The organism is Micromonospora sp. KC606 (assembly GCF_004348675.1).
Taxonomy (GTDB): domain Bacteria; phylum Actinomycetota; class Actinomycetes; order Mycobacteriales; family Micromonosporaceae; genus Micromonospora.
Genome location: NZ_SMKN01000026.1, coordinates 20,395 through 44,733, shown reverse-complemented (window position 1 = coordinate 44,733; position 24,339 = coordinate 20,395). Strand labels below are relative to the sequence as shown.

Sequence of the window (24,339 nt, the reverse complement as noted above, 5' to 3'; positions counted from 1 at the left end):
GGCTCGCCGACCGTCGTGCGGAGGGGCACGTCGCGCTGATCGCCGGGATGCTGGTGGTGGGCGCAGCCGGCCTGGGCCTGCTCGCGGTGCCCGGCACGGTGCCACTGGTGGTGGGGGTGGTGCTCGGCTTCGGTCTCGGCTGGGCCTGGCCCGGGCTGATGAACTTCGCCGTGGTCAAGCTGCACCCGCAGGCCCCGGCCGCCGCCACCTCGATCACCCAGACCGGGGTGTACGCGGGCGGCTGCCTCGGTCCGCTCGGCCTGGGCGCGACCGCCGCCGCCTTCGGCTACCCGGTGATGTGGCTGGCCGCCGCCGTGGCCATGGTCGCCGCCGCCGCCCTCATGCTCACCGGCAGCCGCCTGCTCACCCGCTGAGCACCTGGTCCGGGCCCGTCGGCGCTCCCACCGGCCCGGTCGGTCAGGAGGTCCGGCACCGGGCCGGTCTTCCCGCTTGCCCCGCGGTGCGGGCGGGCGTCAGCTGGTGCGGTCGGCGATGTGGTCGCAGAGCGATTCGAGGGCGCGCCGGGCCGGGCCCTGCGGGAGGGGGGCGAGCTGCGCTCGGGCGTCCTCGGCGTAGCTGCGCACCGTCTCCCGGGCCCGCTTGAGGGCGGGTGACTCGCGCAGCAGGCCGAGCGCCTCGGCGTGCAGCGCGTCGTCGACCAGCGGGCCGGTGGCCAGAACCTCCCGCAGCCGCACCGAGGCGGCATCCGAGTCGTCGGCGGCCCGGGCGTAGAGCACCGGCAGGGTCGGCACGCCCTCGCGCAGGTCGGTGCCGGGCGTCTTGCCCGACTGCTGCGACTCGCTGGCGATGTCGAGCAGGTCGTCGGAGAGCTGGAAGGCCACCCCGATGGTCTCGCCGTAGCCCGCCAGGGCCTCGATGTGCGCGACCGGCGCTCCACCGAACATGCCGCCGAAGCGGGCCGAGGTGGCGATCAACGAGCCGGTCTTGTCGGCGATCACGTTCAGGTAGTGGGCGACCTGGTCCTCGTCGGCCCGGGGGCCTACGGTCTCGGCGATCTGGCCGTGGACCAGGCGGGCGAACGTGCGCGCCTGGAGCCGGACCGCCTCGGGGCCCAGGTCGGCGGCGAGGTCCGCAGCCCGGGCGAAGAGGTAGTCGCCCACCAGGATGGCCACCGAGTTCGTCCAACGGGAGTTGGCGCTCGGGGCACCGCGCCGGACAGCCGCCTCGTCCATCACGTCGTCGTGGTAGAGCGTCGCCAGGTGGGTGAGCTCCATCACCACCGCCGCCGGGACCACCTGCGGGGCACGCGCGTCGCCGAACTGGGCGCCCAGCGCCACCAGCAGCGGCCGGAACCGCTTCCCGCCGGCCTCCACCAGATGCCGCGCCGCCTCGGTGACGAACGGGTCGGCGCTGGCCACGCTGGCCCGCAGCTCGGTCTCGACGGCATCGAGCAGACCCAACACGGAGGACTCGACGCGCGGGTCGGCGAGATGGACGCCGAGCGCGCTGATCTGACCCGTGCCCGCCCGGCCCCGACGACCGCCGGAGCCGACGGCCTCTGAACGCTCGCCAGCCGGATTCACCACGCCTTCAACCATGCCACACCCGTTCGACCTGCTCCGGGGCGGGGATACGGCGCGGGGCCGGTGCGCCACCGCGCACCGGCCCCGGACCCGGGAGAAGACGGGTCATCTGACGAACACCGCGGCGTCTGTCGCCAGATCGAGCAGCGGCGCCGGGAGCACCCCGAGGACCAGGGTGGCCACCACGCCGATCATGAGCGCGGTGGCGGTCAGCCCACCCGGCACGGCGACCGTCGGGGTGGTGTCACCGGGCTCGGAGAGCCACATCATCACCACGACCCGCAGGTACGGGAACGCCAGCACCATGCTGGTCAGCACGCCCGCCACCACCAGCCACGCCTGGCCGCTCTCCAGCGCCGGACCGAAGACCGCGAACTTGCTCATGAAGCCGCTGGTCAGCGGGATTCCGGCGAAGGCCAGCAGGATGAAGGTGAAGACGCCGGCGTAGAACGGCGAGCGGCGGCCCAGCCCGGCCCAGCGGGACAGGTGGGTGGCCTCGCCGTCCGCGTCCCGGACCAGAGTCACCACGGCGAACGCGGCCAGTACCGAGAACCCGTACGCGGCCAGGTAGAACATCGTGCCCGCGACGCCCTCGCCGGTCGGGGCGAGCACGCCCACCAGCAGGTAGCCGGCGTTGGCGATCGACGAGTACGCCAGCAGCCGCTTGATGTCGGTCTGGGTGACCGCCAGCACCGCGCCCACCAACATGGTCAGCACCGCCACCGCGCCGAGGATCGGGGTGAAGTCCCAGGCGGCGTCCGCGAACGCGACGTGGAAGACCCGGAGCAGGGCGCCGAAGGCGGCGACCTTGGTGCAGGCCGCCATGAAGGCGGTGACCGGCGTCGGGGCACCCTGGTAGACGTCCGGCGTCCAGACGTGGAACGGCGCCGCGGCCGCCTTGAACAGCAAACCGATGGCGAGCAGCGCCATGCCGGCGAAGAGCAGCACCGGGCTGGCCGGCGAGTCCTTCACCGCGGCGTGCACGGTGGCGAAGTCAACACCGGCCGCACGGCCGGGCATCCCGGCGGTGAAGCCGTAGACCAGCGCCACGCCGAACAGGAAGAACGCGGAGGCGTACGCGCCGAGCAGGAAGTACTTCATCGCCGCCTCCTGGCTCAGCAGCCGCCGGCGGCGGGCCAGCGCGCAGAGCAGGTAGAGCGGCAGCGAGAAGACCTCGAGCGCGATGAACATGGTCAGCAGGTCGTTCGCCGCCACGAAGATCAGCATGCCGCCGATCGCGAAGGTGGTCAGCGGGTAGACCTCGGTCGCCCCGTTGCTCCCCTCGGCCTGCCGCCGGTCGTCGGCCGACTCGGCGGTCACCGCGGCGTGGGCGACGAACGCTCCGCCGCGCTCCACCGAGCGCTCCCCGATCAGCAGCAGCGCCATCGCGGCGAGCACCAGGATGGCGCCCTGGAGGAACAGCGTGGGACCGTCGACCGCGATCGCGCCACCGATGGTGACCAGTCGCTCGCCGGCGTTGAACACCACCATCGCCAGCGCGCCGAGCACCGCCACCAGGGCGAGCGAGAGCTGCGTCAGATGCCGGTGGCGGCGCGGCACGAAAGCCTCCACCAACACCCCGAGCAGGGCCACGCCGAGCATGATCAGGATCGGGGAGAGCGCCGCGTAGTCGATCGACGGCAGTTTCAGCTCGGTCACTGGTCTGACCCTTCGTTCACGACTGCGGGGCTCACTCGCTGCGCTCGTTCACTCCTCGCGCTCACCGGCTAGCCTCCTGGACGCTGCCGACCTCAGGGGCGGGATCGGTCTTGCCGACGTCCTGCATGGTCGCCTGGACGGCGGGGTTGATGACATCGGTGACCGGCTTCGGGTAGAAGCCGAGCAGCACGATCAGGGCGATCAGCGGGGCGACCACGACCTTCTCCCGCAGGCTCAGGTCGCGGTGCATCGCCTCGACCGTGGCCAACTCCGGGTTGAGCGTGCCCTGCGTGGTGCGCTGCACCATCCACAGCACGTAGGCGGCAGCCAGGATGATGCCGAGGGTGGCGATCACCGCGACCGGCTTGTTCACCGTGAACGTGCCGATCAGCACCAGGAACTCGGAGACGAAGGGTGCGGTGCCGGGCAGTGCCAGCGAGGCCAGGCCGGCGAAGAAGAGGACCCCGGCCAGCAGCGGCACCAGCTTGCCCGCGCCGCCGAAGTCCTTGATCAGCGCCGAGCCACGGCGGGCGATCAGCATGCCCACGACCAGGAAGAGCAGCCCGGTGGCGAGCCCGTGGTTCACCATGTAGAGCACCGCGCCGGTGCCGGCCTGGGTGGTGAAGGCGAAGATGCCGACGCCGATGAAGCCGAAGTGGGCGATCGAGGTGTACGACACCAGCCGCTTGAGGTCGGACTGCCCGACCGCCAGCAGCGCCGCGTAGATGATGCCGATCAGGCCCAGCGCCAGCGCCCACGGCGCGAACCACTTCGACGCCTCGGGGAACAGCGGCAGGCAGTACCGCAGGATGCCGAAGGTGCCGACCTTGTCCAGCACGCCGACCAACAGCGCGGCGGCGCCCGCCGGGGCGGCCCCACCAGCGTCCGGCAGCCAGGTGTGGAACGGGAAGAACGGCGCCTTGATGGCGAAGGCGAGGAAGAAACCGAGGAACAACCAACGCTCGGTGCCGGTGGAGATGTCCACCTGCGTCAGCGTCTGCCAGTCGAAGGTCTTCCCACCGACGACCCACAGGCCGATCACCGCGGCCAGCATGAACAGGCCGCCGACGAGCGAGTAGAGGAAGAACTTCACCGCCGCGTACTGCCGCTGGTGGCCGCCGTAGCTGCCGATCAGGAAGTACATCGGCACCAGCATGACCTCGAAGAAAACGTAGAACAAGAAGACGTCGGCGGCGGCGAAGACGCCGATCATCGTGCACTCGAGGACGAGCAGCAGGGCGAAGTAGACCGGCACCGACCGCTTCGGCGAGGCGAGGGCTCCGGCGCGCGCGGCACCTTCCTCCGCGTCGGCGCCGGGTCCCCGGCCGGACACTGTCGACGCCCCGGAACCCCCGTCCGCGTCGTGCCAGGACGCCAGTATCACCAGCGGCACCAGCACCGCGATCAGCATCAGCATGACCAGCGCGATGCCGTCCGCGGCGAAGGTGAAGCGGACCCCCCAGGCCGGGATCCACGGGTACGACTCACGGAACTGCAGCCGGTCGCCGCCGACCTGGAACGACACCCACATGACCACGGAGAGCGCCAGCACCAGCAGCGACCAGCCGAGGGCCACCTGCTTGGCCAGCTCGGGCCGCCGCCGTGGCAGGAAGGCCACCACCAGTGCGCCGACCAGCGGCGCCACGGTGAGCACCGAGAGGAACGGGAAGTCGGACATTATTCGGCCTTACCTCCGTCGTCACTGCGCGGTCCGCCGGCGACGGCCGCCTGAAGGTCGATCACGCCAACCACCCCGCCTGCACGGCCAGGAACGCCGCCACCACCAGCAGCGCGCCGGTGAGGATGGACGTCGCGTACGACCGGACGAAGCCGGTCTGCAACCGGCGGAGCCGGCCGGACCCGCCGCCGACCGCCGCGGCCAGCCCGTTGACCAGCCCGTCGACGCCCCGGTTGTCGAGGAAGACCAGCGCCCGGGTGAGGAAGATGCCGGGCTTCTCGAAGACCGCCTCGTTGAAGGCGTCGGTGTAGAGGTTGCGCCGGGCGGCAGTGACCAGCACGCCCGCCGGCTGCGGCGAGGTGGCCGTGCCGTTGCGGAACAGGGACCAGGCGAGTCCGGCGCCAGCGACGGTGACCAGCAGCGACAGGATGGTGATCACGGTGTGCGACAGCACCCCGTGTGCCTCGCCGCCGGCCTCCGCGTCGAGCACCGGCGTCAGCCAGGAGGCGAGGCCGTCGTTCCACGCCATCAGGCCACCGGCGAGCACCGAGCCGATCGCGAGCAGGACCAGCGGGATGGTCATGAGCTTCGGGGACTCGTGCGGGTGCGCGATGTCCTCGGTCCACCGCTTCGGGCCGTGGAAGGTGAGCACGAACAGCCGGGTCATGTAGAACGCGGTGAGCCCGGCGCCGAGCAGCGCCGCCCCGCCGAAGAGCCAGGCCGTCCAGTCATCGCGCTCGAAGGCGGACGCGATGATCGGTTCCTTGGAGAAGTAGCCGGACAGCGGCGGGATGCCGATGATGGCCAGCCACCCCATCATGAAGGTGATCCAGGTGACCTTCATGTGCTTCGACAGGCCGCCGAAGCGGCGGATGTCGACCTGGTCGTTCATCCCGTGCATGACCGAGCCGGCACCGAGGAACATGTTGGCCTTGAAGAAGCCGTGGGCCAGCAGGTGGATGATGGCCAGCGCGTACGCCCCGCCGCCCAGGCCGACACCGAGGAACATGTAGCCGATCTGGCTCACCGTCGACCAGGCGAGCACCCGCTTGATGTCGTCCTTGGCCGCGCCGATGAGGCAGCCCATCAGCAACGTGACCGCCCCGACGCTGACCACGACCAGTTGGAGCGTGGTGTTGGCCGAGAAGATCGGGTTCGACCGGGCGATCAGGTAGACCCCGGCGGTGACCATGGTGGCGGCGTGGATGAGCGCCGACACCGGGGTCGGGCCCTCCATCGCGTCGGGCAGCCACGCCTGGAGCGGGAACTGGCCGGACTTGCCGCACGCGCCGAGCAGCAGCAGCAGGCCCAGCACCAGCACGGTGCCGCCGGCCAGCCCGCCGACGCCGTTGAAAACCTCGTCGTACTGGGTGGTGCCGAGGGTGGCGAACATGATGAAGATGCCGATCGCCAGGCCGGCGTCGCCGACCCGGTTCATCAGGAAGGCCTTCTTACCGGCGGTGGCCGCGCTCGGCCGCCCGTACCAGAAGGAGATCAGCAGGTACGACGCCAGCCCGACGCCCTCCCAGCCGAAGTAGAGCATCACGTAGTTGTTGCCGAGCACCAGCAGCAGCATCGCGGCGACGAACAGGTTGAAGTACGCGAAGAAGCGCCGCCGGCCCTCGTCGTGCGCCATGTACTCGACCGCGTAGAGGTGGATCAGGAAGCCCACCCCGGTGATCAGCAGGACGAAGACCGCCGCCAGCGGGTCGAAGAGCAGCCCGAAGTCCACCCTCAGGTCGCCGACCGTGATGAAGTCCCAGAGGCTCAGCTCGACGGACTTGTTCTCCAGGCCACGCAGCTGAAGGAGGAAGCCGAGCCCGAGCACGAACGCGACGCCGATCGCGGCCACCCCGAGCCAGTGCCCCCAGCGGTCGGCCCGCCGGCCCAGCAGCAACAGGATGGCCGCGCTGGCCAGCGGAATCGCCACCAGCAGCCAGACGCTGCTCAGCAGACCACCGGCCGCAGCGTAGGCGACGGCGCTGGCCGGCTCTGCCTGGGCGTACGTCAGAATCTCATCCACCGCAGGGCCCCTTTAGTACTTCAGCAGGTTGGCGTCGTCGACGCTCGCCGAGCGCCGGGTCCGGAAGATCGACATGATGATGGCGAGCCCGACCACGACCTCGGCCGCAGCCACCACCATCACGAAGAACGCCATGATCTGGCCGTTGAGGTCACCGTTGATCCGGCTGAAGGTGACCAGCGTCAGGTTCGCCGCGTTGAGCATCAGCTCGACGCACATGAACAGCACGATCGCGTTGCGCCGGACCAGCACGCCGACGGCGCCGATGGTGAAGAGCACCGCCGCGAGGATGAGGTAGTAGTCGGGCGTCATGCGTGAGCCAGCCTTTCGTTCGCGACTGCGGGGCTCGCAAGCTCACTCCTCGCGCTCACCGGAGCCAGCCTTTCGTTCGCGACTGCGGGGCTCGCAAGCTCACTCCTCGCGCTCACCGGTCCGTCCCCTTCAGCGAGGTCTCCTCGGCGGTCATCTCCCGCACCGGCAGGATTTCCGGGGTGCTGCGCTCGGAAAGCCGGCCGTCCGGAAGGCGGGCCGGGGTCACCACGGAGGACGAGGTGGCGAAGACACCGGGGCCGGGCTTCGGGCCCGGGTAGTTGCCGGGACGGAACCGGGCCTTCATGGTGGCGACCTGGTCCATCCGGTCCTCCCTGCGCCGCTCGACGTGCGCCAGCACCATCGCGCCGACGGCCGCCGTGATCAGCAGCGCCGAGGTCAGCTCGAAGGCGAAGACGTACTTGGTGAAGAGCAGCCGGGCAATACCCTGCACGTTCCCCTCGGCGTTGGCCTGCTCCAGGCCCGCCGCGCTGGTCCCGTCCAACGCCCGGCGCAGGCCGGTGCCGATCAGGCCGGCGAAGCCGAGGCCCAGCACCACCGCGGCGATCCGCTGGCCGCGCAGCGTCTCGATGAGAGAGTCGGAGGCGTCCCGGCCGACCAGCATCAGCACGAAGAGAAAGAGCATCATGATCGCGCCGGTGTAGACGATGATCTGCACCATGCCGATGAACGGGCCCGCCTGGAGCACGTAGAACACGCCCAGGCAGAGCATGGTCAGCACCAGCCAGAGCGCCGAGTGCACGGCGTTGCGGGCCCACACCATGCCGATCGCGCCGATCAGCGCCAGCGGGGCGAGGATCCAGAAGGTGACCTCCTCGCCCCCGGACACCCCGCCCGCCGCGGCGAGCACCGTCTGCGTGGTCATGCTTCTGCTCCCTTGCCCGCCTCGGCCCGCTGGGCGTGCTGCTCGGCGCCGGGGAAGGTCACCCCCGGGTGCTCCTCCAGCTGGTAGCGGCCCGGGTTGTTGGCGGAGCGCTCGGCCCCGGCCGAGATGCCCGGGTTGTCCAGCGCGCCGACGTAGTAGTCCTTCTCGCTGTCACCCAGCCGCATCGGGTGCGGCGGCTGCTCCATGCCCGGCAGCAACGGCGCGAGCAGCTGCTCCTTGGTGAAGATCAGATCCTGCCGGTTGTCCCGGGCCAGCTCGTACTCGTTGCTCATGGTGAGCGAGCGGGTCGGGCACGCCTCGATGCAGAGCCCGCAGAAGATGCACCGGGCGTAGTTGATCTGGTAGTTGCTGGCGTACCGCTCACCCGGCGAGAAACGCTGCTCGTCGGTGTTGTCGCCACCCTCCACGTAGATCGCGTCCGCCGGGCAGGCCCAGGCGCAAAGCTCGCAGCCGATGCACTTCTCCAGGCCGTCCGGGTGCCGGTTGAGGATGTGCCGGCCGTGGTAACGCGGCGCCGAGACCGGCGGCTTGAACGGGTAGTCGGTGGTGACGACCTTCCTGAACATGTGCGAGAAGGTGACTCCGAAGCCCTTGAACGTTCCGGTGATCGCGCCCACGTCACACCTCCCTGGAGTCCGAGCCGGCGGCGATGTTGGCCGGCTCCCGCTCGGCGACCACGCGCTTGGTGCGCGGGCTCGGTGGTACCTGAAGATCCATCGGAGGCAGCGGGAAGCTGCCCGGCGGACGGCTGTCGACCTGCTCCTGGAGAGTCGGCTTCGGCTTCGGCTGCCGGCTGGGCCAGAGGATCGTGGCCAGCAGCAGCACGCCCGCACCGATGGCGGTGACGAGCAGCCGGTCCCGCGACTGCCAGTCCTCGATCGACCGCAGCCCGGCCAGGACCAGAATCCAGACCAGGTTGATCGGCAGCAGGACCTTCCAGCCGAGGCGCATGAACTGGTCGTACCGGAGCCGGGGCAGGGTGCCCCGAAGCCAGACGAAGACGAAGACCAGGATCAGCACCTTGCCGAAGAACCACAGCATCGGCCACCAGCCGGAGTTGGCCCCCGCCCAGAAGGTGGTGATCGGGGCCGGGGCCCGCCAGCCGCCGAGGAACAGCGTCGTGGTCACCGCGGACATGGTCACCATCGCGACGTACTCGGAGAGCATGAAGAGCGCGAACTTCAGCGAGCTGTACTCGGTCATGAAGCCGGCGACCAGCTCCGACTCCGCCTCGGGCAGGTCGAACGGCGCCCGGTTGGTCTCACCGACGATGGCGATGAAGAAGATGATGAAGCTGGGCAGCAGCAGGATCGCGTACCAGCCGGGGGCCGGGACCTCGACACCGCCGAGGCTCAGTTGCGTGCCGCTCGCCTGGGCGGCGACGATCCCGCTGGTGGACATCGTGCCGGCGGTCATGAAGACCGCCACGATGCTCAGCCCCATCGCGACCTCGTACGAGATCATCTGGGCGGTGGAGCGGAGCCCACCGAGCAGCGGGTACGTCGAGCCGGAGGCCCAACCACCGAGCACGATGCCGTAGACGGCCAGCGAGGAGCAGGCCAGCAGCACCAGCACCGCGACCGGCACGTCGGTGACCTGCAACGGCGTCCGGTGGCCGAAGATGCTCACCATCGGGCCGAACGGGATCACCGACAGGGCGGTGACCGCGCAGACCACCGAGATGACCGGCGCGAAGAAGTAGACGACCTTGTCCGCGGCCCGCGGGAGGATGTCCTCCTTGAAAGCCATCTTCAGTCCGTCGGCGAGCGTCTGCAGCAGGCCGAACGGGCCGACCTGGTTCGGGCCGGGCCGGACCTGCATGTAGCCGACCACCCGCCGCTCGAACCAGACGCCGAGCAGCGTGGCCAGCAGGCCGAAGACGAAGGCGAACAGGATCTTGCCGAGGACCAGCCACCACGGGTCCCGGCCGAAGTCGGCCAGCGTCGGGTCCTGCGCGAGGAGGACGGTCACTGTGCCCACCTTTCGTTCGCGACTGCGGGGCGGTCCGCCTCGTCCGCGGCGACCCGTTCGGCCGGTATGGCCGGGACGGCGGCCGCGGAGATCCGGACGACCGTGCCGGACGTCGCGCCGAGGCTGCGTCGCACGGTCGAGCCGGGTGAGTTGGTCGGCAGCCAGACGACCCCGTCCGGCATCTCGGTGATCAGCGCCGGCAGGGTCACCGCCCCCCGGTCGGTGCCCACCGTCACCGCATCCCCGTCGGCGACGCCGAGCGCCTCGGCGGTGCCCTTGCCGAGCCGGACCACCGGCGGGCGGGCGGTGCCGGCGAGATGCTCGTCGCCGTCGGTGAGGCTGCCCAGGTCGATGAGCTGGTGCCAGGTGGCCAGCACGGCCTCGCCGGCGCCGGGCTGCGGCACCGCCGTCGCCGCGACGGACGGCGTGGCGGGACGCGTCACCCGGGTCGGCGGCAGCCCGCCCAGCTCACGGCGGATGCTCGGCACGTCACCGGTGCCGAGCCGGACGTCGAGTTGCGCGGCGAGGGCGTCGAGCACCCGGCCGTCGGTCAGCGCGCCGGTGTGCAGCACCTCCTCGAAGGTGCGCAGCCGGCCCTCCCAGTCCAGGAAGCTGCCGGCCTTCTCCACCACCGGGGCGACCGGGAAGACGACGTCCGCCCGGCGGGCCACCGCCGAGGTGCGTAGTTCCAGGCTGACCAGGAACGGCACCGCGTCGAGGGCCTGCTCGGCCAGGCGCGGGTCGGCCAGGTCGGCCGGGTCCACGCCGGCCACCACCAGGGCGCCGATCCGGCCGTCGGCCGCCGCGGCGAGTATCTGGTCGGTGTCCCGACCGGCCTGGCTGGGAATGACCCCGGCCGGGATGTCCCAGGCCTGGCCGAGTTCGGCGCGGGCGGCGGGCTCGGTCACCGGCCGCCCGCCGGGCAGCAGGTTGGGCAGGCAACCGGCGTCGACCGCGCCGCGGTCACCCGCGCGTCGTGGCACCCAGGCCAGCTTCGCGCCGGTACGCCGGGCCACGTCCGCGGCGGCGGAGAGGCCGCCCGGCACGCTGGCCAGCCGCTCGCCGACGAAGAGGATCGCCCCTTCGGCGCTGAGCGCCTCGGCCACCGTGTCGTGCTCGGCGAGCACGCTCGCCTCCTCGCCCGGCACCACCCGGGCCAGCTTGGCGCCGAGCTTCTCCAGGCCGCGGGTGGCGAACGGGGCGATCGCGTAGACCGTCAGCTTCTTCTTCAGGTACGCCTTGCGCAGCCGCAGGAAGAGGATCGGGCACTCCTCCTCCGGCTCCAGGCCGACCAGCACCACCGCGGGCGCCTTCTCCACGTCGGCGTAGGTCACCTCGGTGGCCCCGGCGACGGTGCTGGCCAGGAAGTCGGCCTCCTCGCGGGAGACCGGCCGGGCCCGGAAGTCGATGTCGTTGGTGCGCAGGGCGACCCGGGCGAACTTCGCGTACGCGTAGGCGTCCTCGACGGTGAGCCGACCGCCGGTCAGCACCGCCGCTCCCTGCCCGCCGTCGCGGGCGGCGCGCAGCCCCTCGGCGGCGCGGGTCAGCGCCTCGCTCCAGGACGCCTCCCGCAGCTCGCCGCCGCGCTCGTCACGGACCAGCGGGGTGGCGAGCCGGTCGACGGCACGGGTGTACTGGAAGCCCCAGCGTCCCTTGTCGCAGTTCCACTCCTCGTTGACCTGCGGGTCGTCGCCGGCCAGCCGGCGCAGCACCTTGCCCCGCCGCCAGTCGGTGCGCTGGGCGCAGCCGGCCGAGCAGTGCTCGCAGACGCTGGGGCTGGAGACCAGGTCGAACGGCCGGGCCCGGAACCGGTACTGGGCGCCGGTCAGCGCGCCCACCGGGCAGATCTGCACGGTGTTGCCGGAGAAGTACGAGTTGAACGGGACGTCACCTGCGTCGCCCTCCTCGCCGTACTCCTCGTCCCGGTAGATGTTGATCTCCTCGGCGGACGACCGGCCCATCAGGTCGATGAACTTGTCGCCGGCGATCTCCTCGGAGAACCGGGTGCAGCGCTGGCAGAGCACGCACCGCTCGCGGTCGAGCAGCACCTGCGTGCTGATCTCCACCGGCTTCTCGTACTCCCGCTTGTGCTCGTGGAAGCGGGAGTCGGAGCGGCCGGTGGACATGGCCTGGTTCTGCAGCGGACACTCGCCGCCCTTGTCGCACATCGGGCAGTCGAGCGGGTGGTTGAGCAGCAGCAGCTCCATGACCCCCTCCTGCGCCTTCTTGGCGACCGGGGAGGTGAGCTGGGTGCGGACCACCATGCCGTCGGCGACCGTCTGGGTGCAGGAGGCGACCGGCTTGCGCTGGCCCTCCACCTCGACCAGGCACTGGCGGCAGGCGCCCGCCGGGGCCAGCAGCGGATGGTCGCAGAACCGCGGGATCTCCGTGCCCAACTGTTCGGCGACCCGGATCAGCAGCGCACCCTTCGGGGCGGTGACCTCGACGCCGTCAATGGTGAGCGTGACAGTCTCGGCCTGCTTGGCTACGTCGGTCATCAGAGTCGCCTTCCATTCGCGACTGCGGGACTCGCGAGCTCGTTCCTCGCGCTCATCAGTGGGCCCCCACCAGCTGCTTGTCGGAAAGCCTCGGCGCGGTACGTCCCTCGATGTAGTCGAGGTAGTCCTGCTTGAAGTACCTCAGCGACGAGGTCACCGAGCTGGTCGCACCGTCGCCCAGGCCGCAGAACGAGCGGCCGAGGATGTTGTCGCAGGTGTCGAGCAGGGTGTCCAGGTCCTCGTGGGTGCCCTGGCCGGCGAGGATGCGCCGGTAGACCCGGACCATCCAGTAGTTGCCCTCCCGGCACGGGGTGCACTTGCCGCACGACTCGTGGTGGTAGAACTCCAGCCACCGGTAGGTCGCGTACACCGGGCAGTCCTGGTCGGAGAAGATCTGGGTGGCCGTGGTGCCCAGGATCGAGCCGGCCGCCGCCACTCCCTCGAAGTCCAACGGCACGTCCAGGTGCTCGGCGGTGAGCAGCGGGGTCGACGAGCCGCCCGGGGTCCAGAACCTCAGGTTGTGCCCGGGCTGCATCCCGCCCGCCAACTCGATCAGCTCGCGCAGCGTGATCCCCATCGAGCACTCGTACTGGCCGGGGTGCGCGATCCGGCCGGAGAGCGAGTAGATCATCGGGCCGGAGGACTTCTCCGTGCCCATGGTCTTCCACCACTCGGCGCCGCCCAGCACGATGTAGGGCACGCTGGCGATGGTGCCGACGTTGTTGACCACCGTCGGGCTGGCGTACAGGCCGTGGGTCGCCGGGAACGGCGGGCGCAGCCTGGGCTGGCCCCGGAAGCCCTCCAGCGAGTCCAGCAGCGCGGTCTCCTCGCCGCAGATGTACGCCCCGGCGCCCGAGTGCACCACCAGGTCGAGGTCGAACCTCGAGCCGAGGATGTTCTTGCCGAGGTAGCCCTTGGCGTACGCCTCCCGCACGGCGTTGCGCAGCCGCCGCGCGGCGTGCACCGCCTCGCCCCGGATGTAGATGTAGGCGCGGTTGGCCCGGATCGCGTACGACGCGATGATCACGCCCTCGACCAGCGAGTGCGGGTCGTGGGTCATGAGCGGCAGGTCCTTGCAGGTGCCCGGCTCGCCCTCGTCGGCGTTGACCACCAGGTAGTGCGGCCGGCCATCGCCCTGCGGGATGAATCCCCACTTCAGGCCGGTGGGGAAGCCCGCGCCGCCCCGACCCCGCAGGCCGGAGTCCTTGATGAGCTGGATCAGGTCGTCCGGGTGGGCCTTGACGGCCTTACGCAGCGCCGCGTAGCCGTCGAGCTTCTCGTAGGTGCCGATCCGCCAGGCGTCCGGCGACAGCCAGCGCTTGGTCAGCACCGGCGTCAGCTTGGCCAGCGTCTCCGACCGGGGAGCGGTCACTTCTGGACCCCCGTTTCGCTCGCGACGGCGGAACCCGCGCCGGTGGCGCCCGCCCCTGCCTCGGCTTCTGAGAGGTTGCGCTGCTGTGCCCCGGCCTCGTCGCCGGCGGGCTTGCGGTCCCCGGCGGGCGGGTTGGCGGCAACCCCGGCGGCCTGCGCCGCCCGCGCGTCGCGGGGCGCCGGCGGGGTGGTGTCCACCGGGGCCGGCTTCGCGGCCTCGGCCTTCGCCTTCGCCTCGGCGGCGGCCCTGTCGGCCTCGGCCTTGCTGCGGATCGGAGTGTTCGGGTCGAAGCCGGGCACCGAGATGCCGTGCTGCTCGGCCAGGCGCAGACCCCGCAGGGTCGGCTCCCCCGGCCCGCCGTCGGCGACCGCGCCCTCCCGCTCGTCGGCGAAGCCGGCGAGCTGCACGGCCATCTCCTTGAGGGTGCAGAGTCGGGCGCCCCGGGTCGGCATCGGCCGGCCGCCGGCGCGCAGCTCGTCGACCACGCCGAGGGCGGTCTGCGGGTCCACGCCGTCGAAGAAGTCGTAGTTGACCGTCATGACGGGCCCGTAGTCGCAGGCCGCCAGGCATTCGGCGTGCTCCAGGGTGATCTTGCCGTCGGCGGTGGTCTCGTCGTGCCCGACGCCGAGGTGCTCGGCGAGGGTGTCGTAGACCCCCTGGCCGCCGAGCACGTTGCACATGGTGTTGGTGCAGACGCTGACCAGGTAGTCACCGGTCGGGCGGCGCTTGTACATGGTGTAGAAGGTGGCGACCGCGCCGACCTGGGCCTTGTTCAGGCCGAGCACCTCGGCGCAGAACTCCACCCCGGCCGGGGAGACGTACCCCTCCTCGGACTGCACCAGGTGCAGCAGCGGCAGCAGCGCCGACCGGGACCGGTCGGCCGGATACCGGGCGATGATCTCCCGCGCCCGGGCCCGGGTCTCTTCGGTGAAAGTCGTCGTCATCAGAGCCGCCCTTCGTTCGCGACTGCGGTGCTCCGCTTCGCTGCGCTCCTCGCGCTCACCTGCAGCCGCCCTTCGTTCGCGACTGCGGTGCTCCGCTTCGCTGCGCTCCTCGCGCTCACCGGTCGCACCCCCCCATGACGGGGTCCAGCGAGGCGCCACCGGCGATCACGTCGGCGATCAGGCCGCCCTCGGCCATCGCCGGGAGGGCCTGGAGGTTGACGAAGCTCGGCTCCCGGTAGTGCACCCGGTAGGGCCGGGTGCCGCCGTCGGAGACCGCGTGCACGCCCAACTCGCCGCGGGGCGACTCGATGCCGACGTACACCTGGCCCGGGGGAACCCGGAAGCCCTCGGTGACCAGCTTGAAGTGGTGGATCAGCGACTCCATCGACTGGCCCATGATCTTCGCGACGTGCTCCAGCGAGTTGCCCATGCCGTCGACGCCGATGGCGAGCTGGGCCGGCCAGGCGATCTTCTTGTCCGCCACCATCACCGGGCCCGGCCTCAACCGGTCCAGCGCCTGCTCGACCAGCTTCAGCGACTCCCGGATCTCGGCGAGCCGAACCAGGTAGCGGCCCCAGACGTCGCCGTCGGTGTGGGTCGGCACGTCGAACTCGTACGTCTCGTAGCCGCAGTACGGCATCGTCTTGCGCAGGTCCCAGGCGAGGCCGGCGGAGCGGAGCACCGGGCCGGTCACCCCGAGCGCGAGGCACGCGGTCACGTCCAGCACCGCGACGTGCTGGGTGCGCTCGATCCAGATCGGCTGGCCGGAGAGCAGGTCCTCGTACTCCTTGAGCTTCTTCGGCATCATCTTGAGAAACTCGCGGATCTTGACGATGGCCTCGTCCGGCACGTCCTGCGCCACACCGCCCGGCCGGACGTACGCGTGGTTCATCCGCAGGCCGGTGATCATCTCGAAGATCTCGAGGATGTACTCCCGCTCCCGGAAGCCGTACAGCATGATCGAGATCGCGCCCAGCTCCATGCCGGTGGTGGCCAGCCACACCAGGTGCGAGGAGATCCGGTTCAGCTCCATCATCAGCACCCGGATGGTGTTTGCCCGCTCGGTCACCTCGTCGGTGACGCCGAGCAGCTTCTCCACCGCCAGCGCGTACGCCGTCTCGTTGAACAGCGGGGCGAGGTAGTCCATCCGGGTCACGAACGTCGAACCCTGGACCCAGTTGCGGTACTCCAGGTTCTTCTCGATGCCGGTGTGCAGGTAGCCGACGACCGAGCGGGCCTCGCGGACGGTCTCGCCCTCCAGCTCCAGGATCAGCCGGAGCACCCCGTGCGTCGACGGGTGCTGCGGACCCATGTTGACCACGATCCGCTCGTCGTTGATCGGGTCGGTGCCGGAGACGACCTCGTCCCAGTCCCCACCCGTGACGGTGAAGACCTTGCCCTCGGTGGTCTCGCGCTCGGTCGCGTAGTTGGACGTGGTCACTGTGCCGGCCCTCCGTTCGCGACTGCGGGGCTCCGCTCCGCTGCACTCCTCGCGCTCACCAGTGCCGGCCCTCCGTTCGCGACTGCGGGGCTCCGCTCCGCTGCACTCCTCGCGCTCACTGGTACGACCTCCGCTTGTCCGGCGGGGGAATCTCCGCGCCCTTGTACTCGACGGGCACGCCGCCGAGCGGGTAGTCCTTGCGCTGCGGGTGCCCCTCCCAGTCGTCCGGCATGAGGATCCGGGTCAGGGCGGGGTGGCCGTCGAAGACGATGCCGAACATGTCGTACGTCTCCCGCTCCTGCCAGTCGGCGGTCGGGTAGACGGCCGTGACGCTCGGCAGGTGTGGGTGCTCGGCGGAGACGGCGGCCTCCAGCCGGACCCGACGCCGGTACGTCATCGAGGTGAGCTGGTAGACCACGTGCAGCCGGCGCTCGTCGGCGCCCAGGTAGTCCACGCCGGAGACCGAGGAGCAGAGCTCGAAGCGGAGCGCCGGGTCGTCGCGCATCACCTGGCAGACCTCGGCGATCCGCTCCGGACGCACGTACAGGGTCAGCTCACCCCGGTCCACGACGACCTTCTCGATCGCGTCGCCGAAGGCCGGGTACGCCTCCTCCAGCGCGTCGCGGACCTCGTCGAAGTAGCCGCCGTACGGCCGGGGGGTCTCCTCGACCGGCTTGCGCTGGCGGACCAGGCCGCCGAACCCGGAGACGTCGCCGGTGCCGTGGTTGCCGAACATGCCCCGACCGGCCGGGCTGGACGGCGGGTGCTCGGCCGGGGCGCCGCTGCTGGCGCCGGCAGGCGTCACCGGTACCGGCAGGCCCCCGGTGTCGTTCCTGTCGTTGGGTGCGGTCACTTGATGCCCCCGTGCTGGTGCAGGTGGTTCTGGGCCTTCATCCAGTTCTCGATCCGCAGCTGCTCCTCGCGCCCCTCGCGGACGGCCTTCGTCCACTCGGCACGCCGGGCCTTGTCGTTGCGGTACGACGACGGCATCGAGCCGTACGGCACCACGGGCACGTCGCCGCGCTCCTGGCGGGCCTGGAGCATCTTCCGGCCGTTCGGGCCCAGCGGCTCGTACATGATTTTCTCGCGGAGCTTGAGGATCGCGTCGATGAGCATCTCGGGGCGCGGCGGGCAGCCGGGAAGGTACATGTCGACCGGCACCACGTGGTCGACGCCCTGCACGATCGCGTAGTTGTTGAACATGCCGCCGCTGCTGGCGCAGACCCCCATGGAGAGCACCCAGCGAGGCTCCGCCATCTGGTCGTAGATCTGGCGCAGCACCGGGGCCATCTTCTGGCTCACCCGGCCGGCCACGATCATCAGGTCGGCCTGTCGCGGCGAGGCGCGGAACACCTCCATGCCCCACCGACCCATGTCGTAGTGCGGGCCACCGGCGGCCATCATCTCGATGGCGCAGCAGGCCAGGCCGAAGGTGGCGCCCCAGACGGACGACTTCCGCGACCAGTTGACCAGCTTCTCCACGGAGGTGAGCAGGACGCCGGCGGGGAGCTTCTCCTCGATGCCCATCTGACGTACCTCCCTCAGTCCCAGTCCAGGCCGCCGCGTCGCCACACATAGGCGTACGCGACGAAGACCGCGACGATGAACAGGACCATCTCCACGAAGCCGAAGATCGGCAGGGCGTCGAAGGAGACCGCCCACGGGTAGAGGAAGATGATCTCGATGTCGAAGACGATGAAGAGCATCGCCGTCAGGTAGAACTTGATCGGAAACCGCCCGCCGCCCACCGGCTCGGGGCTCGGCTCGATGCCGCACTCGTACGCCTCGAGCTTGGCTTTGTTGAAACGCCGGGGACCGGCGAAGCGGGCGGCGGCCACGGAGAACAGCGCGAACCCCGCGGCGAGGGCGAACAGCCCGATGATCGGTGCGTAAGGCGAGAGCGACATCTCTTCTCCTGCTCGTCCTTCCCCTGCCCCTGGTCCTTGGCGAAAATCACACTATTCGCGTCCCTCGTGACCTGCGTCAGCGGGGGGTCGATCTCTCTACGAGCCCGGGCCGACGCTGGCCGCGGGCGCAGTGGTCGTCGGCTACACGGCCGGCGTCGCCTTCGTCATCGCGTTGATGACCCGGTCCATCGCGTCCCCGCCGCGCGGGTCGGTCAGGTTCGCCAGCAGCTTCAGCACGAACCGCATCAACGTGGGGTGCGGCATGCCGTACCGGGTCGCCATCCGCATCACCTCCGGGCGGCCGATCAGCTTCACGAAGATCCCGCCGAGCCGGTAGTAGCCGCCGAAGCGGGCCTTCAGCTCCTGCGGGTACGCCATCAGCGCCCGCTCCCGGTCGGCGCCGGCCGGCCGGGCGAGCGCCTGGACGGCGACCTCCGCGGCCAGTTCGCCGGACTCCATCGCGTAGGCGATGCCCTCGCCGTTGAACGGGTTGACCATGCCGCCGGAGTCACCGACCAACAGCACGCCGCGGGTGTAGTGGGGGACCCGGTTGAAGCCCATCGGCAGCGCCGCGCCGAGGATCGGCCCCTCGGCGTTCGTCTCGTCGGTCATCCCCCAGTCCTCGGGGGTGTTGGCCAGCCAGTCGGTGAGCAGCTTGCGGTAGTTCGTCTTCCCGAACGCCGACGACGAGTTGAGGATGCCGAGGCCGGCGTTGACCCGGCCGTCACCGAGACCGAAGATCCAGCCGTAGCCGGGCAGCAACGCGTCGCTGCCCTTGGCCCGCAGCTCCAGCCAGGACTCCAGGTAGTCGTCGTCGTGTCGGGCGGGCGAGCGGTAGTAGCGCCGCACGGCCACCCCGATCGGCCGGTCCTCCCGCTTGGCCAGCCCGAGGGCGAGCGGGAAGCGGCCGGAGACGCCGTCCGCGGCGACGACCAGCGGGGCGTGGAAGGTGGCCGGCTCCCTGTCCGGACCGACCTCGGCCTGCACGCCGGTCACGCGGTCGTCGGCGGCGAGCACCGGCCCCAGCACGTTGACACCGGTACGCAGCTTCGCCCCGGCCGCGACCGCGCGCTGGGCGAGCAGGTCGTCGAAGTCCAGCCGGGTCCGGACCAGGCCGTAGTTGGGGAAGCTGGCCAGGTCGGGCCAGTCCAGTTCCAGGCGTACCCCGCCACCGATCACCCGCAGGCCCTTGTTCTGCAACCAGCCGGCCTCGGGCGACGTGTCCACCCCCATCCGGACGAGCTGCCGCACGGCGCGGGGCGTGAGCCCGTCACCGCAGACCTTCTCCCGGGGAAACTCCGTCTTCTCCAGCAGCAACACGCGTACGCCATGGCGCGCCAGGTGGTACGCCGTCGCCGATCCTCCGGGACCGGCGCCCACGACGATGACGTCGGCGTCGTTCTCCACCGCGGTCATCTGCGCCTCCTCCCGCATGCTCGTGAAATGGTTCACAAGCCGATCGGGTTGGAGTCTATGACCGGGGTTACACCAGGGGTGCGTGAGGGGTGCCTAACTTTTCGGAAACAGTCCCGGTGGGGGACGCCTCGACGCTGGCCGAGATGGCACGGCGGCGCGGCCGGGCCTCAGCGGGGCGCCGGCGCGCCGTTGTCCAGCCCGGCGTCGGCACGGATCGTTGCCGGCAGGTGTTCCCGCAGCGCGCCGCCGGCCACCCGGTCGAGCGCCGTCAGGACCTCGGCGACGACCTGGCGCGCGTCGGCCGGATCCGCGCCGGCCAGCTCCCTGAGCTGCGCGACCAGCTCGGCGGCGTCGTCCTCGGTGGCCACGTCCGCAGGCTCGGCTCCCATCATGCTGGGCAGCCTACGTGCTAAGACGGCACATAACCGGATATTTACAGAATAGGCGCTTTCGGCCCTCTCGGCCGTTATCACCGCTGCGGCAACACGAGAATTGCGCGTCACTCACTGTGTTCACAGGGCGGACCGGACCTCCCACCCGTACCCCACTCTGCTCTGCTGCCATCGACGCGACAGCTACCCAAAGGAGTCACCCTTCGTCCACCGCTCGCGTCATCATCCCTGACCATGGACGGTGTCGCCGTGCGGGCAGCAGAGCGGCACCGGGGAGCACGGCGAGGCTGGCGTGGAGTGACAGTCAGCGACAGAGCATTGCCGCTCACCCACGGTGATCGCGATCCCCCGCCCGCCAACGCGGCGAGAACGGGCTCAGGCGCGAACCGCGCGGTGCAACGCCACGACCCCGCCGGTGAGATTGCGCCAGGCGACCTTCGACCACCCCGCCGCGCCGATCCGCGCTCCGAGAGCCGACTGGTCCGGCCAGGCCCGGATCGACTCGGCGAGATAGACGTACGCGTCGGGGTTGCTCGACACGGCACGCGCCACCGCCGGCAACGAGCGCATCAGGTACGACAGGTAGACCGTGCGGAACGCCGGGTTGACCGGGGTGCTGAACTCGCAGACCACCAACCGGCCGCCCGGCTTCGTCACCCGGGCCAGCTCGCGCAGCGCCGCGTCGGTGTCGTTGACGTTGCGCAGCGCGAAGGAGATGGTCACCGCGTCGAAGCTGGCGTCGACGAACGGCAGCCGCAGCGCGTCACCGGCCAGCAGCGGCACACCGGCCCGGGTTCGCCTTCCGGCAGACAGCATGCCGAGCGACAGGTCCGCGCCGACCGCGTACGCCCCGGACTGGGCGAGTTCCTCGGTGGAGACGCCGGTCCCGGCGCCCACGTCGAGCACCCGCTCACCCGGGCTCAGGTCGAGTGCCGCCCGGGTCGCCCGCCGCCAGGACCGGTCCTGCCCGAAGGAGAGCAAGGTGTTGGTCAGGTCGTAGCGGGCCGCCACGCCGTCGAACATCGCGGCGACCTCGTGCGGCTGCTTGTCCAGGCTGGCGCGCTGGCCCTGCGGGGTACGGCTCACCCCTCCACTCTGCCAGCCGCGCCCCGACGCACGGCCGCTGGGGCGTACCGCCCTGCCGCCGGACGCCGGCACACGAAAGGGCGGGGTGGCCGCCCACCCCGCCCTTTCGGTGCGTCGTGCCCGGTCAGTCCTCGGACTTCTCGTCGCCCGGCGTCACCAGGACGACCTTCCGGCGACGGGAGAGCACCAGCAGCGCGCCACCGACCAGCAGCACCGCACCACCGATGCCACCGATCAGGCCGGCCTGCACACCGGTCACCGGCAGCCCGCCGCCACCGCCCCCGTCACCCGGGGGCGGACTCGCCGTCGGCTGGGCACTCGGCGTCGTGGTCGGGGTCGGCTCGCCCGACGGGCTCGGCGCCGGGCTCAGGTCGACGAAGACGTCGAACTGGGCGGTGTTGTCGCCGTCGTCGGTCTCGACGAATGCCTTGCGCTGCGCCGAGCTGGCAACCTGCGGCGTCTCCTCCGGCTCACCCTCGGCGCCGTCCAGCCCGGCGGCGAAGACGAAGCCGGGGCGGAGCACCTTCTCGGTGGCTCCCGCCGCCACCTTGACCCGCACCTCGGCGGTGTAGAACTCGCCGGGCCGCAGCACCACGCCGCTGTCCTCGCAGTAGGCCTGGGCGAGGCCGCCCAGCTCCTGCTCGACACAGCCCTCGGGGAGCTTGTCGAAGGTGACGTCCGCGGGCAGGGCGATGCCGTAGACCAGGCCGGTGGCCCTGCGGCTGCCGTCGTTGTAGACCGCCCAGTCGAGCGGAGCCGTCTGGCCGGGCCGGACCGGCTTGAGGTTCGCCTCGTCGGCCTCGTCGCCGTCGACCTCGACGTCGGCGTACACGTCCTGCACCCAGGTGGTGAGGTCGTAACCGCGCTTGGCGACGGTGATGTCGTGCTCGACGGTGTTGTTCTCCCCGTCGGGGTCGGCGGTTGCCGCGCTGATCGTCACCTGTAGCGTGCCGGCGGCACCGCGACCACCGGTGGAGAAGATCGGGATGCCGAAGTCCTCGGTGGTGCCGGCGGGCAGGTCGCCGAGCAGGCAGGTGAAGCGGGTGCCGTCTTCCTCACAGCCGTCCGGCTTCACCACGCCCACCTTGTGGTCCTTCAGGCCCTTGGTCTCGACCTCGACCCGGACGCCCTTGGCGTCGACCGTGCCGCTGTGGTTGACGACGTGAAACTTGAACGGCTTGGCCCTGGCCTCCTTGACGCCCTTGGCCAGCTGGTAGCTGAGCGGGATCAGCTCGAGGTCCGCCCCGTCGGCGGCGTGCGCCGGGGCGGCGACGCCGGCGAGGCCACCCGCGGCGAGCATGGCCACGGCGCCGACACGCGCCAGGGCCGAACGGTAAAGCGGAGTCATCGATCCCCCGGGGGTTAGGGACAGGTGGATTGGCGTACGAACCGTGCGGACGGTATCGGAGATCGCCCTCGGTTCGCCAGCGACGTAACGCGATTCGCGGTGATCACTGACCGTACGGAGGAAACAGTGAAGGCGGGATGGTGAACCATCCCGCCTTCACTGCCGTGCATATATGTGAACGGCCCTCATGGGCCGATGGAGGACGCGCCTGGGGGCGGGCCGACCGGCCTCGCCACACCCGTCCCGACCTGCGGCGGAACGTGTGCGCGCCGCACGTTAGCCGTCCTGGACACGACGCCGCCACCCCCCGCGCGGCGCGGCGACGGAACCGATGCCGGATCGTCATCCGGGATTATCGGATCGGCGACTCCCGCCGTGGAGCATCGGCCATGTTCGTCGTCCGAACGGTCACCACGAATGCCGTCCCGGCGACCACCATCGAACCTTTCGGCCGGTCAGCGGGCCTCGGCCAGCGGCAGGGTCTTGCCGGCACCGCCGCCCGGCATGGCGATCGAGGAGAAGTGCGAGACGACCCGCTCGTCGGTCGGGTCGTCGGTCGGCGTCCGGTGCACGGCGAGCCGCCGGTAGAGGGTGTCCCGCTGGGCGGGGATCCGGCCCGCCGAGCGGATCATGCCGATCAGCTCGTGCAGGTTGGAGCGGTGCCGGGCGCCCGCCGAGGAGATGACGTTCTCCTCCAACATGATCGAGCCCAGGTCGTCCACCCCCATGTGCAGGGCGAGCTGGCCGACGTCCTTGCCGGTGGTCAGCCAGGACGCCTGCAGGTGCGGCACCGTCTCGAAGAAGAGCCGGGCCACCGCGACCAGCCGCAGGTATTCCAAGGTGGTGGCCTGGGTGCGGCCCTTGAGGTGGTTGTTCTCCGGCTGGTACGTCCACGGGATGAACGCCCGGAAGCCCCGCGTGCGGTCCTGCACGTCGCGGATCATCCGCAGGTGCTCGATCCGCTCAACGTTGGTCTCGCCGGTGCCCATCATCATCGTGGCGGTGGACTCGACGCCCTGCCGGTGAGCCAACTCCATGACCTCCAGCCAGCGGGCGCCGGACTCCTTCAACGGGGCGATCGCCCTGCGGGGACGGTCCGGCAGCATCTCGGCACCGGCACCGGCGATCGAGTCGAGCCCGGCCGCCTTGATCCGGGCGATGGCGTCGTCCAGGCTGACCCCGGAGACCTTGGCCATGTGCAGGATCTCGCTCGGCCCGATCGAGTGGATGGCGAGCTGGGGGTACGCCTTCCTGACCGAGGAGAACAGCTCCTCGTAGTACTCCACGCCGTAGTCCGGGTGGTGCCCGCCCTGGAGCATCACCTGGGTCGCGCCCAGCTCGACCGCCTCGCCGCACCGGCGCAGGATCTCCTCCGTCGGGTGGGTCCAGCCCTCCCGGTGCTTGGGGGCCCGGTAGAACGCGCAGAACTTGCACGCCGTCACGCAGACGTTCGTGTAGTTGATATTGCGGTCGATCAGGTACGTGACGATGTTGTCCGGGTAGCGCCGCCGACGGACCGCGTCCGCCGCCTCGCCGAGGGCGTGGAAGGGCGCCTCGGTGTAGAGCAGCAGGGCCTCCTCGGGCGTGATCCGCCCACCGTCCGCGCCGCGTTGCAGGATGTCGTCGATCTCCCGGCTCACCGTCACGCCTCCGAGGGTACGTCGCCTGTCGGGAGCTACGTCGGCGACATCCGCCCGCTGTGACCAACCACCGGAACGATGAGCCGACGACGCAAACCAAGGTTTGCTCGAATGATGCCACCATCAGCAAGCTCAGTTGGTTCGGGAGCGAATCGACCAGGCGAGCCACCACTGGGATCTGCTGGACCAATGGGTCCGCCAACG

The 24,339-nt window shown here is 70.7% G+C and carries 20 protein-coding genes and 1 pseudogene; 1 reads left to right on the top strand and 20 read right to left on the bottom strand.

Translation table 11 applies throughout. The annotated features are described in order from the left end of the window. Positions 1-374, top strand: a pseudogene (locus E1193_RS09080) (MFS transporter); the annotation flags it as partial. Between the two features lie 99 nt (positions 375-473). Here the strand turns inward: E1193_RS09080 and E1193_RS09075 are convergent. The 20 genes from E1193_RS09075 to mqnC form a co-directional block, all read right to left on the bottom strand. After that, positions 474-1,559 carry a polyprenyl synthetase family protein gene (locus tag E1193_RS09075; protein WP_132182116.1) on the bottom strand — a complete coding sequence of 362 codons (1,086 nt, stop codon included), beginning with the start codon at positions 1,557-1,559 and terminating at the stop codon, positions 474-476. A gap of 90 nt (positions 1,560-1,649) precedes the next feature. Further along, positions 1,650-3,203, bottom strand: a complete 1,554-nt coding sequence (gene nuoN / locus E1193_RS09070) for an NADH-quinone oxidoreductase subunit NuoN (RefSeq protein ID WP_132182114.1) — start codon at positions 3,201-3,203, stop codon at positions 1,650-1,652. A gap of 61 nt (positions 3,204-3,264) precedes the next feature. Next, entirely contained in the window at positions 3,265-4,881 is a 1,617-nt protein-coding gene (locus tag E1193_RS09065) for an NADH-quinone oxidoreductase subunit M (RefSeq protein WP_132182112.1), read from the bottom strand. Positions 4,882-4,942: 61 nt separating this feature from the next. Next, positions 4,943-6,895, bottom strand: a complete 1,953-nt coding sequence (gene nuoL / locus E1193_RS09060; RefSeq protein ID WP_243707443.1) for an NADH-quinone oxidoreductase subunit L — start codon at positions 6,893-6,895, stop codon at positions 4,943-4,945. A 21-nt stretch (positions 6,896-6,916) separates the two neighbouring features. Beyond that, positions 6,917-7,216, bottom strand: a complete 300-nt coding sequence (nuoK, locus tag E1193_RS09055; protein WP_088959269.1) for an NADH-quinone oxidoreductase subunit NuoK — start codon at positions 7,214-7,216, stop codon at positions 6,917-6,919. A 112-nt stretch (positions 7,217-7,328) separates the two neighbouring features. Further along, a complete protein-coding gene (locus E1193_RS09050) occupies positions 7,329-8,099 on the bottom strand; it encodes an NADH-quinone oxidoreductase subunit J (RefSeq protein ID WP_132182108.1) in 771 nt (256 codons plus the stop codon). Next, on the bottom strand, positions 8,096-8,737 hold the full coding sequence (gene nuoI / locus E1193_RS09045) for an NADH-quinone oxidoreductase subunit NuoI (protein ID WP_132182106.1): 642 nt from the start codon (positions 8,735-8,737) through the stop codon (positions 8,096-8,098). The genes E1193_RS09050 and nuoI overlap by 4 nt, the downstream gene beginning before the upstream one ends. A gap of 1 nt (position 8,738) precedes the next feature. Beyond that, positions 8,739-10,091: an NADH-quinone oxidoreductase subunit NuoH gene (nuoH, locus tag E1193_RS09040; protein WP_132182104.1), complete on the bottom strand. Its 1,353-nt coding sequence runs from the start codon at positions 10,089-10,091 to the stop codon at positions 8,739-8,741. After that, positions 10,088-12,589, bottom strand: a complete 2,502-nt coding sequence (locus tag E1193_RS09035; RefSeq protein WP_132182102.1) for an NADH-quinone oxidoreductase subunit G — start codon at positions 12,587-12,589, stop codon at positions 10,088-10,090. Before E1193_RS09035 ends, nuoH begins: the two co-directional genes overlap by 4 nt. Positions 12,590-12,644: 55 nt before the next feature. Then, on the bottom strand, positions 12,645-13,961 hold the full coding sequence (nuoF, locus tag E1193_RS09030; protein WP_132182100.1) for an NADH-quinone oxidoreductase subunit NuoF: 1,317 nt from the start codon (positions 13,959-13,961) through the stop codon (positions 12,645-12,647). Beyond that, complete coding sequence (gene nuoE / locus E1193_RS09025; protein WP_279433311.1) at positions 13,958-14,908, bottom strand: NADH-quinone oxidoreductase subunit NuoE; 951 nt, start codon at positions 14,906-14,908, stop codon at positions 13,958-13,960. Before nuoE ends, nuoF begins: the two co-directional genes overlap by 4 nt. Positions 14,909-15,020: 112 nt before the next feature. After that, positions 15,021-16,346, bottom strand: a complete 1,326-nt coding sequence (locus E1193_RS09020; protein ID WP_132182096.1) for an NADH-quinone oxidoreductase subunit D — start codon at positions 16,344-16,346, stop codon at positions 15,021-15,023. Positions 16,347-16,461: 115 nt separating this feature from the next. Beyond that, positions 16,462-17,199, bottom strand: a complete 738-nt coding sequence (locus tag E1193_RS09015) for an NADH-quinone oxidoreductase subunit C (RefSeq protein WP_132182094.1) — start codon at positions 17,197-17,199, stop codon at positions 16,462-16,464. Further along, positions 17,196-17,873, bottom strand: a complete 678-nt coding sequence (locus tag E1193_RS09010) for an NADH-quinone oxidoreductase subunit B (protein WP_132182092.1) — start codon at positions 17,871-17,873, stop codon at positions 17,196-17,198. The genes E1193_RS09015 and E1193_RS09010 overlap by 4 nt, the downstream gene beginning before the upstream one ends. Positions 17,874-17,887: 14 nt before the next feature. Continuing rightward, positions 17,888-18,253: an NADH-quinone oxidoreductase subunit A gene (locus E1193_RS09005; protein WP_132182090.1), complete on the bottom strand. Its 366-nt coding sequence runs from the start codon at positions 18,251-18,253 to the stop codon at positions 17,888-17,890. A gap of 141 nt (positions 18,254-18,394) precedes the next feature. After that, on the bottom strand, positions 18,395-19,669 hold the full coding sequence (locus E1193_RS09000; RefSeq protein ID WP_132182088.1) for a geranylgeranyl reductase family protein: 1,275 nt from the start codon (positions 19,667-19,669) through the stop codon (positions 18,395-18,397). 167 nt (positions 19,670-19,836) lie between these two features. Continuing rightward, on the bottom strand, positions 19,837-20,061 hold the full coding sequence (locus E1193_RS08995) for a hypothetical protein (protein WP_132182086.1): 225 nt from the start codon (positions 20,059-20,061) through the stop codon (positions 19,837-19,839). 375 nt (positions 20,062-20,436) lie between these two features. Then, complete coding sequence (locus E1193_RS08990) at positions 20,437-21,147, bottom strand: demethylmenaquinone methyltransferase (protein ID WP_132182084.1); 711 nt, start codon at positions 21,145-21,147, stop codon at positions 20,437-20,439. 124 nt (positions 21,148-21,271) lie between these two features. Next, entirely contained in the window at positions 21,272-22,495 is a 1,224-nt protein-coding gene (locus E1193_RS08985; RefSeq protein WP_132182082.1) for an LPXTG cell wall anchor domain-containing protein, read from the bottom strand. Between the two features lie 455 nt (positions 22,496-22,950). After that, a complete protein-coding gene (mqnC, locus tag E1193_RS08980; RefSeq protein ID WP_132182080.1) occupies positions 22,951-24,141 on the bottom strand; it encodes a cyclic dehypoxanthinyl futalosine synthase in 1,191 nt (396 codons plus the stop codon). Positions 24,142-24,339: the final 198 nt, after the last annotated feature.

Excerpts from the sequence above, each read along its gene's own strand:
- E1193_RS09075 (WP_132182116.1), bottom strand. The coding sequence starts at position 1,559 with ATGGTTGAAGGCGTGGTGAATCCGGCTGGCGAGCGTTCAGAGGCCGTC.
- E1193_RS09065 (WP_132182112.1), bottom strand. The coding sequence starts at position 4,881 with ATGTCCGACTTCCCGTTCCTCTCGGTGCTCACCGTGGCGCCGCTGGTC.
- nuoK (WP_088959269.1), bottom strand. The coding sequence starts at position 7,216 with ATGACGCCCGACTACTACCTCATCCTCGCGGCGGTGCTCTTCACCATC.
- E1193_RS09050 (WP_132182108.1), bottom strand. The coding sequence starts at position 8,099 with ATGACCACGCAGACGGTGCTCGCCGCGGCGGGCGGGGTGTCCGGGGGC.
- E1193_RS09035 (WP_132182102.1), bottom strand. The coding sequence starts at position 12,589 with ATGACCGACGTAGCCAAGCAGGCCGAGACTGTCACGCTCACCATTGAC.
- E1193_RS09010 (WP_132182092.1), bottom strand. The coding sequence starts at position 17,873 with ATGGGCATCGAGGAGAAGCTCCCCGCCGGCGTCCTGCTCACCTCCGTG.
- E1193_RS09005 (WP_132182090.1), bottom strand. The coding sequence starts at position 18,253 with ATGTCGCTCTCGCCTTACGCACCGATCATCGGGCTGTTCGCCCTCGCC.
- E1193_RS09000 (WP_132182088.1), bottom strand. The coding sequence starts at position 19,669 with ATGACCGCGGTGGAGAACGACGCCGACGTCATCGTCGTGGGCGCCGGT.
- E1193_RS08995 (WP_132182086.1), bottom strand. The coding sequence starts at position 20,061 with ATGATGGGAGCCGAGCCTGCGGACGTGGCCACCGAGGACGACGCCGCC.
- E1193_RS08985 (WP_132182082.1), bottom strand. The coding sequence starts at position 22,495 with ATGACTCCGCTTTACCGTTCGGCCCTGGCGCGTGTCGGCGCCGTGGCC.